Source organism: Nocardia shimofusensis NBRC 100134, from assembly GCF_001613125.1.
In the GTDB taxonomy this organism is placed as follows: domain Bacteria; phylum Actinomycetota; class Actinomycetes; order Mycobacteriales; family Mycobacteriaceae; genus Nocardia; species Nocardia shimofusensis.
Genome location: NZ_BDBT01000009.1, coordinates 226,265 through 236,582 on the forward strand (window position 1 = coordinate 226,265; position 10,318 = coordinate 236,582).

At 70.1% G+C, this 10,318-nt stretch carries 11 protein-coding genes and 1 tRNA gene; 8 read left to right on the forward strand and 4 right to left on the reverse strand.

All coding sequences use genetic code 11. The annotated features are described in order from the left end of the window. Window positions 1-145 precede the first annotated feature (145 nt). Together NS3_RS12965 and NS3_RS12970 are read left to right on the forward strand one after the other, a co-directional pair. On the forward strand, window positions 146-388 hold the full coding sequence (locus NS3_RS12965) for an MbtH family protein (RefSeq protein WP_040794323.1): 243 nt from the start codon (window positions 146-148) through the stop codon (window positions 386-388). Between the two features lie 142 nt (window positions 389-530). Then, window positions 531-605 (forward strand) — tRNA-Thr (locus NS3_RS12970). Between the two features lie 140 nt (window positions 606-745). Here the strand turns inward: NS3_RS12970 and NS3_RS12975 are convergent. Both NS3_RS12975 and NS3_RS12980 read right to left on the reverse strand, forming a co-directional pair. Then, the gene (locus NS3_RS12975) at window positions 746-1,171 is read right to left on the reverse strand and encodes an HIT family protein (RefSeq protein ID WP_067858741.1); all 426 of its coding nucleotides are present in this window, start codon (window positions 1,169-1,171) and stop codon (window positions 746-748) included. Between the two features lie 17 nt (window positions 1,172-1,188). Continuing rightward, window positions 1,189-1,566, reverse strand: coding sequence for a PH domain-containing protein (locus tag NS3_RS12980; protein ID WP_084495452.1), 378 nt, complete (start codon window positions 1,564-1,566; stop codon window positions 1,189-1,191). Window positions 1,567-1,761: 195 nt separating this feature from the next. Here NS3_RS12980 and purD point away from each other — a divergent pair, with 195 nt between their 5' ends. After that, complete coding sequence (gene purD / locus NS3_RS12985) at window positions 1,762-3,033, forward strand: phosphoribosylamine--glycine ligase (protein WP_067858925.1); 1,272 nt, start codon at window positions 1,762-1,764, stop codon at window positions 3,031-3,033. A 112-nt stretch (window positions 3,034-3,145) separates the two neighbouring features. Here the strand turns inward: purD and NS3_RS12990 are convergent, their stop codons facing one another. After that, complete coding sequence (locus tag NS3_RS12990; RefSeq protein WP_067858928.1) at window positions 3,146-4,195, reverse strand: M23 family metallopeptidase; 1,050 nt, start codon at window positions 4,193-4,195, stop codon at window positions 3,146-3,148. 98 nt (window positions 4,196-4,293) lie between these two features. Here NS3_RS12990 and NS3_RS12995 point away from each other — a divergent pair, with 98 nt between their 5' ends. The 5 genes from NS3_RS12995 (at window position 4,294) to NS3_RS13015 (ending at window position 9,326) form a co-directional block, all read left to right on the forward strand. Next, window positions 4,294-5,415: a pyridoxal phosphate-dependent aminotransferase gene (locus tag NS3_RS12995; protein WP_067858744.1), complete on the forward strand. Its 1,122-nt coding sequence runs from the start codon at window positions 4,294-4,296 to the stop codon at window positions 5,413-5,415. A 185-nt stretch (window positions 5,416-5,600) separates the two neighbouring features. Further along, the gene (locus NS3_RS13000; protein WP_067858748.1) at window positions 5,601-6,269 is read left to right on the forward strand and encodes a TetR/AcrR family transcriptional regulator; all 669 of its coding nucleotides are present in this window, start codon (window positions 5,601-5,603) and stop codon (window positions 6,267-6,269) included. Between the two features lie 6 nt (window positions 6,270-6,275). Continuing rightward, window positions 6,276-7,697, forward strand: a complete 1,422-nt coding sequence (gene purB, locus NS3_RS13005; protein ID WP_067858752.1) for an adenylosuccinate lyase — start codon at window positions 6,276-6,278, stop codon at window positions 7,695-7,697. A gap of 132 nt (window positions 7,698-7,829) precedes the next feature. Further along, window positions 7,830-8,258, forward strand: a complete 429-nt coding sequence (locus tag NS3_RS13010) for an HIT family protein (RefSeq protein WP_067858755.1) — start codon at window positions 7,830-7,832, stop codon at window positions 8,256-8,258. A 105-nt stretch (window positions 8,259-8,363) separates the two neighbouring features. Beyond that, on the forward strand, window positions 8,364-9,326 hold the full coding sequence (locus NS3_RS13015; protein WP_067858759.1) for an alpha/beta hydrolase: 963 nt from the start codon (window positions 8,364-8,366) through the stop codon (window positions 9,324-9,326). A 13-nt stretch (window positions 9,327-9,339) separates the two neighbouring features. Here NS3_RS13015 and NS3_RS13020 read toward each other — a convergent pair. Continuing rightward, a partial coding sequence (locus NS3_RS13020) for a DUF2330 domain-containing protein (protein WP_067858763.1) occupies window positions 9,340-10,318 on the reverse strand: 979 nt, incomplete at its 5' end.

The window sequence follows — 10,318 nt, forward strand, 5'->3', positions numbered from 1 at the left end:
GGCTTTCCCGTAACGTGTCCCTTGCTAGGGTCGACACAACGCTCGGGTAGTCATCCGGTGCGGGGCTCGTCGTGGCGCGGGCCACCGCAACGGAGGGGTCCAAGAGCCTAATCCCGTACAAGCGCCAGTATCCAGTGAGGTGAAATTGAGCACCAACCCCTTCGACGACGAGGACGGCCGCTTCTTCGTCCTGGTCAACGACGAGGAACAGCACTCCCTGTGGCCTGCCTTCGCCGAGGTCCCGGCCGGGTGGCGAGTCGTGTTCGGCGAGGACAGCCGCGCTGCCTGCGTGGAGTACGTCGAGAAGAACTGGACCGACATGCGTCCCAAGAGCCTGCGCGACGCGATGGCCGCCGACGACGCGGCCAGGCAGGGCAGCCAGTCCTGACACAGCGGTAGCCGATACTGCGCCGGGAGTTTCCTCGCTCGACCGTCGCCGCGCCTCACCGATATCCGGTGACGCGCGGCGCCGGAGCGCGGCTATGATGACCGTCGTTGTCGGACTCCGCGTTGCCGGGGCTCCGCATTCCGCCTCCTTAGCTCAGTGGTAGAGCACTCGCCTTGTAAGCGAAAGGTCGTCAGTTCAATCCTGACAGGGGGCTCCACGAACACCGGCCGATGTCGGCTGGTTCGATGTCGGCTGGTTCGATGTCGAAGAAGCCGAACCCGTGTTCCGGGCGGTTCCGTGATGATCCGATCCGGGTACCGGCGGGGGGAGCCGGCGGTCGACTCCCCCCGCGGGCACTCATTCGGGAACGTTGGCTCCGTGGCCGAGGTCGCGCAGGGCCTGCTTGATCTTGGTCTGAGCCTCGTCCAGAGATTCGGGGGAGGGGTTCGGGTCGGCGCCGGAGATGTCGAAGTTGCCCATCTCGAAGGCGGGGAAGACGTGGACGTGCAGGTGCGGGACCTCGAGGCCGGCGATGAGCAGGCCGGCGCGCGGGGCGTCGAAGGCGGTGCGCACGGCCTGGCCGACGGCCTGGGCGACGGCGGTGAGCCGGGCGAACACGGCGGGGTCGACGTCCTGCCAGTGGTCGATCTCGGCGCGCGGCACGACGAGGGTGTGGCCCTGGGTGACAGGGGCGATGGTGAGGAAGGCGACGAATTCGTCGTCCTCCCATACGAATCGGCCGGGGAGCTGACCTGCGATGATCGCGCTGAAGACAGAAGCCATGTCCGGCAGAGTAGTAGTCAGCGGGCGACGAAATGCGACAGGATGCCCTGCACCTCGTAGATGTCGACCTGGCGGTTGAAGCGCTTCTGGATGGGGACGTCGCTGCCGGACAGCCAGATGAGCAGTTCCGCGTCGAGGTCGAAGGTGCCCGCGGTCTCCACGGCGAAGTGCGTGATCGCCCGGTAGGGGACGCTGTGGTAATTGACCTTGCGGCCGCTCAGACCTTGCTTGTCGACGATGATCAGGCGGCGGTCGGTGAACAGCATCGCGTCGCGCACCAGGATGTAGGCGGTGTAGACCTGTTCGCCGTTGCCGAGCAGCTTGGCGTATTCCTGCTGGGCCGCGGCCGGGTCGATCCGGCCGGCGTTGCCCATCAAGCCATCCATCAGACCCATGGTGTGCCCCTGTCCCCGTCGGCGGCTCCGACGAGGTGCGCGGAGCCTCTCCCTCCACTATGCCCACTTCCGTGCGTTGTACACCGCAAGTCCGGCAAGCGATTTCGCGTGTCGATCGAGAACGGCCGGTGAACAGCAGCCGACGGGCCGTCCGGCGCGCACAGTGGCGCCGGGCCGTTCCCCTAAGCTGTGGCGGTGCGCGTACTCGTCATCGGAGCCGGAGCCCGTGAACATGCCCTCGTCCTGGCGCTGCGCCGGGACCCCGCCGTCACCGCGTTGATCGCGGCGCCGGGGAACGCCGGGATCGCCCAGCACGCCGACGTGCGTGCCGTCGACGCCTCCTCGGCCGAGGCGGTCGTCGCGTTGGCCCAGGATGTGCGGGCCGACCTGGTGGTGATCGGGCCGGAGGTGCCGCTGGTGCTCGGCGTCGCCGACGCGGTGCGCGCGGCGGGCATCGCCTGCTTCGGTCCCTCGGCCGCGGCGGCGCGGATCGAGGGCTCCAAGGCGTTCGCCAAGGACGTGATGGCCGCGGCGGGCGTGCGCACCGCGCACAGCGAAGTGGTCGACACCCCCGCCGAGCTGGACGCCGCGCTGGACCGGTTCGGCCCCACCTGGGTGGTCAAGGACGACGGCCTGGCCGCGGGCAAGGGCGTCGTGGTGACCGCCGATCGGTCCGCGGCCCGCGACCACGCCGCCGAACTGCTCGAGCAGGGACACCCGGTGCTGCTGGAATCCTTCCTCGACGGGCCGGAGGTCTCGCTGTTCTGCCTGGTGGACGGGGAGAACGTGGTGCCGCTGCTGCCCGCGCAGGACCACAAGCGCGTCGGCGACGGCGACACCGGCCCCAATACCGGTGGCATGGGCGCGTACACGCCGCTGCCGTGGCTGCCCGCCGAGACGGTCACCGAGATCGTCGAGGACGTGGTGAAGCCGGTGGCCGCCGAGATGGTGCGTCGCGGCTGCCCGTTCTCCGGATTGCTCTACGCCGGCCTCGCGATCGGCGCGGCCGGCCCCGCCGTCGTCGAATTCAATTGCCGCTTCGGCGATCCCGAGACCCAGGCGGTGCTGGCGCTGCTGGAGAGTCCGCTGGGCGAACTGCTCGCCGCCACCGCCACCGGAACGCTCGGCGAGGTCGAGGCGCCGCGTTGGAAGAACGGGTCGGCGATCACGGTCGTGCTGGCCGCCGAGAACTACCCGGGTCGTCCGCGGCTGGGCGATGTGATCACCGGAGCCGGTGAGGGCGCGGCCGACGAGACGACCGCCGTGTTGCACGCGGGTACCAGCACCAGGGAGGACGGCGCGTTGGTGTCCGCGGGCGGGCGCGTGCTCAGTGTCGTGGGCGTGGGCGCGGATCTCGCGCAGGCCCGTGAGCGCGCCTACGCGCGGATCGCCTCGATCAAGCTGCCCGGCAGCCACTTCCGCACCGACATCGGTCTGGCCGCCGTCGAGTCGCGCATCACCATCTGAGTTCACGGGACCGGGCCGTCAGTTCGGCCGCCCCGGCCGCCGACGCCGTCGCCAGGATCGAGCCGGTGGACGAGTTCGGTCGGCGTGGGGTCGTCAACCAGGACGACCGTGGTCAGTACCTGAGCCCCCGGGCCGCGAGCCAGGGGCTGGGATCCACATAGCCGCCGTTGACGATGACCTCGAAGTGCAGGTGCGGACCGGTCGAGTCGCCGCGGTTGCCCATCCGGGCGATCTGCATGCCCGCCGGGACGCGTTCGCCGACCGAGACGAAGAAGTCGTACATGTGCCCGTAGACGGTGATCGAACCGTCGTCGTGACGGATGCGGACCCACAGGCCGAAGCCCTGGGCCGGACCGGCATCGACGACGGTGCCGTCGGCGACGGCGTAGATCGGGGTGCCGATCGGGCCGGCGACATCGATGCCGTTGTGGAAGGTGCCCCACCTCGAGCCGAATCCCGAGGTGAAGATGCCGCGCGCGGGCAGCACGAACCCACCGATGCCGGGCAGCACCGAGCCCGGCGTGACGACCACGCCGGGCTCGTTGATCCACGGCTGCCATTCCCCGGCGGCCGCGGCGGCGGCCTCGGCCTTGGCGCGTTCCAGGGTGGCGCGGGCGGCCGCGGCGACCACGGCCTGTTCGCGCAGGCGTTCACCGTTGGCGATGGCTTGGAGATAGCGGCGCACCGACGGCGGCGTGGACTGGTACTGCTGGGGGTGGGCGAAGAACACCCGACGAGCCTCGTTCGGGCCGAGTGGACCGTCCTGGAAACTTCGCCCGAGGGTCGTATCGGCTCCGGCCAGCACCAATACGCCGACCAGTCCGGCGATCAGCCACCGGTGGCGCAGCAGCAGACGGAGGTATTCGGCGCGCTTGTCCTCGGTCCACAACTGCCGGGGGTCGGGCAGTTCCCTGTGCCGAAACCCGGCCAGTTCGGTGCGGGCTCGGCCGGGCAGGGAGCCTGCCGTCTCCCGCAGCCCGGCAGCGGTGTCACTCAGCGCCCCGGCACGGCGGCCTGCCGCGCGGCGCAGTGCCGCGGCGCGGTGTCTCAGCCCGCGACGGGGGCGGCGCGCGGCGCGCGAACGCCAGTCCGGCGGGATGACCACGCCGCCACCCGCGTCACCAGCCCGATCCAGTTCGGTGCGACGAGCTCTGTCAAGCATCGCGCCGACCATATCCCGGACCGCCCGAACGACGGTGCTCTACCGTCGTTCCGGTGTCCAGAGAATCTCGCAGGTCGACCATCCCACCTTTCTACGTGATGGATGTGTGGAAAGCCGCCGCCGAACGCGCGAGGACGCACGGCGATGTCCTCGTGCTGGCCGCCGGTCAGCCCTCGACGCCTGCGCCCGCCCCGGTGCTGCGCGCCACCAAGGCCGCGATCGACGCCGAATTGCTCGGCTACACCGAGACCTTCGGCATCCTGGCGCTGCGCGAGGCCATCGCCGGGCACCACGCCAAGACCTACGGCTACCCGGTCGACCCCGACGACGTGGTGGTCACGACCGGTTCCTCCGGCGCGTTCACGCTGATCTTCCTGGCCGCGTTCGACCCGGGCGACACCGTGGTGGTGGCCCGTCCCGGGTATCCGGCCTATCGCAACACCCTCACCGCGCTCGGCTGCCGGGTGGTCGAACTCGACTGCGGCCCGCAGACCCGCTTCCAGCCGACGGTCGACATGCTGGCCGCGCTGCCGGAACCGCCCGCGGGCCTGATCGTGGCGAGCCCGGCGAATCCGACCGGCACCATGATCGAGCCCGGCGAACTGGCCGCGCTCGCCCGCTGGTGCGAGGACAACGGCACACTGCTCATCTCGGACGAGATCTATCACGGGATCACCTACGGCGACGACGCGCGCACCACCTCGGCCTGGGAGACCTCGCGCGCCGCGGTGGTCATCGGCTCGGTGTCGAAGTACTTCTCGATGACCGGCTGGCGGCTGGGCTGGATGCTGGTTCCCCCGGATCTGCGCCCGGCACTGCAACGGCTGGCCTCGAACATGACGGTGTGCCCGCCCGCGATCTCGCAGTACGCGGCGGTGCACGCCTTCGACGAGGAGTCCACGGCCGAGCTGGACGGGCACGTGCGGCGCTACGCGGCCAACCGCAGATTGCTGCTCGACGGGCTGACCGCGCTGGGCATCACGAAACTGGCCCCGGCCGACGGCGCCTTCTATGCCTACGCCGACATCGGTCACCTGACCGAGGATTCACGCGCCTGGTGCGCGGACGTGCTGGCGCACACCGGGGTGGCGCTCGCCCCCGGCATCGATTTCGACACCGTGAACGGGGACCGCTCTGTGCGTTTCTCTTTCGCCGGTGCGCAGGCCGATATCGAGCAGGCATTGCTGCGGCTGGGACGGTATCTTGGCGCGGGGGAATGAACGCCGATCCGAAGCGCATGGTGCGCAACGAGTTTCCCCACTCCGATGCCGCCGATCCCCGGATGGGGTAAAACAAATGATGGTTGAGTTCGATGCTGTTTCGACGGCTGAAGGCTCTTCGACGGCTGAGGTCTCTTCTTGCGATTTCCCACGGATGATCTGATGATGACTGGCACGATGGCACGGTGATAACCGCGACGACCCCGAAAGGTGAACGGCGTCGCCAGGCCCTGGTCGCCGCCGCCGCAGAGCTGCTCCTCGAAGGCGGATTCGATGCGGTGCGGCATCGTTCGGTGGCTACCCGCGCCGACCTCCCGCTCGCGTCGACCACCTACTACTTCGCCTCGCTCGAGGATCTGATCGCGCGCGCGGTGGAGTTCAGCGGCAGCGCCGAACTCGACGCCATGCGCAGGCGCGTCGGCGAGGTCAGCCACCGTCGACGCGGTGCGGAGGCGACCGTCGAGCTGGTGCTCGACCTGCTGATCGGCGACCGGAACGACGAGAACGCGCGCGGCCAGTTGATCGCCCGCTACGAGCGTTCGGTGGCCTCGGCCCGCCACCCCGAGCTACGCGAGGTCCAGCTACGACTACGCGCGCAACTCGAGGAACTTCTCGCCGACGTGCTGCGTCGCTCCGATCGCAGTGTGCGTCCCGAACACCTGCGACGACTGGTGGCGGTGGTCGACGGCGCCGTCGTCGCCGCGCTGACCGAGAACGACCCCGACCCGCGCCGCACCGCACGGGCCGCGCTGTTGGAAGTGATCGACATCGTCGCGCCGCCGTTGCGGCCGGCCGACCCGGAGCAACTCAACGGCAGCAGGTCGACGGCCCCGGACATGCGGCCACTAGACTGACCCCACGTGACCCTCGTCCCGAACGTCCTCGCCACCCGCTATGCCAGTCCGCAGCTGGTGCACCTGTGGTCGCCGGAACACAAGATCGTGCTCGAGCGGCGGCTGTGGCTGGAGGTGTTGCGGGCCCAGTCCGAGCTCGGCATCGACCTGCCCGACGGCGTGCTCGCCGACTACGAGCGGGTGATCGACCACGTCGACACCGCCTCCATCGCCGAACGTGAGCGGGTCACCCGCCACGACGTGAAGGCGCGCATCGAGGAATACAACGCGCTCGCCGGGCACGAGCACGTGCACAAGGGCATGACCAGCCGCGATCTGACCGAGAACGTCGAGCAGTTGCAGATCCGGCTCTCCCTCGAGCACGTGTACGCGCACGGCGTCGCGGTCGCGGCGCGGCTGGCCGAACGGGCCGCCGAGTACCAGGCACTGGTGATGGCGGGCCGTTCGCACAATGTCGCGGCGCAGGCCACCACGCTGGGCAAGCGTTTCGCCTCGGCCGCCGACGAACTGCTGATCGGCCTGACCCGGCTGCGCGAGCTGATCGACCGCTACCCGCTGCGCGGCATCAAGGGGCCGATGGGCACCGCGCAGGACATGCTCGACCTGCTCGGCGGCGATCCGGCGAAGCTGGCCCGCCTGGAACAGCAGGTCGCCGGTCACCTCGGTTTCGCGACCGTGCTGACCAGCGTCGGCCAGGTGTACCCGCGCTCGCTGGACCACGATGTGCTCTCGGCGCTGGTGCAGATCGGCGCGGCGCAGTCGTCCTTCGCGCACACCATTCGCCTGATGGCGGGCCACGAACTGGTCACCGAGGGCTTCCAGCCCGGTCAGGTGGGCAGCTCGGCCATGCCGCACAAGATGAACACCCGCTCCTGCGAGCGCGTCAACGGCCTGCAGGTGGTGCTGCGCGGCTATGCCTCGATGGCCGCCGAACTGGCCGGTGCGCAGTGGAACGAGGGCGACGTGTTCTGCTCGGTGGTGCGCCGGGTCGCGCTGCCGGACGCCTTCTTCGCCATCGACGGCATGATGGAGACCTTCCTGACCGTGCTGGCCGAATTCGGCGCCTACCCGGCGGTGATCGCCCGCGAACTGGATCGCTACCTGCCTTTCCTCGCCACCACCCGCATCCTGATGGCGGCGGTGCGGGCCGGGGTCGGGCGCGAGACCGCGCACGAGGTCATCAAGGAGCACGCGGTGGCCGTCGCGCTGGCCATGCGCGAGCAGGGCAGGGAACCGGATCTGCTGGACCGCTTGGCCTCCGATGATCGGTTGCCGCTGGACCGGGCCGCGCTCGACGCCGCGCTGGCGGACAAGTCCGCCTTCGTCGGCGCCGCAGGCGATCAGACCGGTGAGGTGGTCGCGCAGGTGCAGAAGCTGGTCGAGGCATATCCGGACGCGGCCCGCTATACGCCTGCGCCGATCCTGTAGGGCCGATCCTGCAAGGCCGATCCTGTAGTCCGGGAACCGCTTCCGATGCCGCTGCTGCCCCGCCCCGGTCTGCGGACCTGGGCGCGGCGGCGGCTGCCCGGCCTGGCCCGGTGGGCGGGGTTAAGGTGCGGTGTGGATCCGTACACCATCTTTTCCGATATCGTCGCCGGCCGGGCACCCGCTTCGACGGTGTACGAGGACGACGACGTCCTCGCCTTCATGGACATCCGGCCGATGACGCCGGGGCATCTGCTCGTGGTGCCGAAGGTGCCCGCCCGTGATCTCGCCGCGCTGGATCCGGTGGTGGGCGGCAAGCTCTTCCAGGTCGGTCAGCGTCTGGCCGCCGCCCTGCGGGCCAGCGAAGTGGCCTGCGACGGGGTGAATTTCTTCCTCGCGGACGGGGTGACCGCCGGGCAGGAAGTCTTCCACGTGCACCTGCACGTGATTCCGCGCACTCCGGGCGACGGCTTCGGTCTGCGTGGCCGCCCGACCAGCCCGCACCGCGCCGATCTGGACTATCTGGCCGGCTCGATCCGGGGCGCGCTGGCGCGAGCCGAGTAGACCATATAGTTTGCTATGGAAATGCCATGGGTCAGGTGCTTCCGTATGGCATGATCACTCCAGCTGCGTTTCGCGGTGGCTCTCATGCGGTAACGGAGGTGGGCCGTGCGTCGAAGAACGATTGCTGTTGCGGTGCTGGCAGTGTTGCTTGCCGTCTCGGGTCCGCTGGTGATCGGCCAGGCGCCCCCCGCCTCGGCGGCCCAGGTTCTCCGCATCGACGCGCTCGGCGCCCACCGCTCGGCGGTGTTCGTCGACTCGCCCGCGATGGGCAGCGTCATCCAGGTGCAGGTGCTGCATCCGGCGGGCGGCGGGTCGCGCCCGTCGTACTACCTGCTCGACGGACTCGATCCCGGTGTCGGCCAGAGCACTTGGACCAACGCCACCGACGCCGAGGCGTTCTTCCGCGGCAAGAACGTCAATGTGGTTCTGCCCGTGGGAGGTCAGGCGAGCTACTACACCGACTGGCTGCACGAGGACCCGAAGTTCGGCCGCTACCGGTGGGAGACCTTCCTGACCAGGGAGCTGCCGCCGATCATCGACGCGAACTTCGCGGGCAACGGCGTCGACGCCATCGGCGGGCTGTCGATGGGCGGCAACGCGGCGTTCATCCTGGCCGCGCGCAACCCGCACCTCTACACCGCCGTCGCCGGTTACAGCGTCTGCGCGGACACCGCGCTGGGCGCGGGCGGGATCATGTTCTCCATCGCCAATCGCGGCGGCAATCCGTTCAACATGTGGGGCCCGCCCGGCAGCCCGGAGTGGGCCGCGCACGATCCCGCGCTGTTGGCCGAACGCCTGCGCGGCAAGACCCTCTACCTGTCCACCGGCACCGGCATCCCCGGCCCGCACGAGGCGCAGATCAAACCGCAGCTGATCGAGAACATCTTCCTCGGCGGTCCGGTGGAAGTGGGTATCAACGTCTGCACCATCGCTTTCGGGCAACGGCTGCGCGCCTTGGGCATTCCCGCCCAAATCGACTACAGCCCGGTCGGCACGCACTCCTGGTCCTACTGGCAGGACACCCTGCACGCCTCCTGGTCCACCATCGGCCCGGCCATCGGAGCCTGACGGAGCCGTCCGGTCAGTCGGCGGGGCGGGCTCGGGCGACCCGGACGACCGCGACCACGACGACCGCCGCGGCGAGCGCGGCGGCGCCCAGGACGACGTAGCCCGCCGGTCGACCGAACAGCGTCACCCGGTCGGTGTGCACGATCCGCTGGCGGTAGGCGGTGTCCTCGGGCGCGGCGGCGAAGGTGAAGTCGGAGGTGATCGCGCCGGGATCGGCGATGCGCACGCGCATCTCGGTCAGGAAGTCCCGGCCTGCGCTGATCGTTTCGCGCAGGAAGGGATCGTCGGAGTCGCCGGGGGAGAGACGGCCGGCGAACTCGACGACGGAGTTCTGGCCTGCCGCGTCGGAATCGGCGCGTCGCACCCGGTGGTCGCCGAGAACGTAGAGGTGGATCGATTGCGTGGTGCTCGCCGCGGCCGACATGCGCATCGGATAGATCAGCCGATCCGAGTCGAACGCGATGCGCACCGGGTCCAGTGCGCCGGAGAGCTCCCGGTCGCCGGTGAGCCGCATGGCCACCAACGACCAGCCCTCGCGCAGATACGGCTCCAGCGTCGCGGTCACCTCGGGTCGCAAGGCGTAACCGTTGCCGCCGAGCCAGCGCCGCAGGCCGTCGAGATCGCCCCCGGACAGGGTGGTCGCCTCGAGCGGCCCCAGCCGGACCTGATCGAGCACCATCGGCGCGCCGCCCCCTGCGGGCGCGCCCACGCCGTCGTCGTCCGGGCCGGAGAACCACTCGGTGTCGACGACGTATTCGGGTGCGGTCAGGCGAGCCAACTCGCCGAAGGTGCCTGCCGATCCGGCGCTCACCGTGGCGGGGGAGGGGGTGGGCACGACGAGCGCGGCGTGGGCGGTGTCGGAGGCCAGGGACAGTCGCATCAGCACGGTCTCGCGCCGGCCGTCCCAGGTCAGCGCCGCCGTCTCCTGGTGGACGGTCGCGGCGTCGCCCGGGCTGACGATGCCGCCGCAGGCGCAGGCCGCCGCCGGGCCG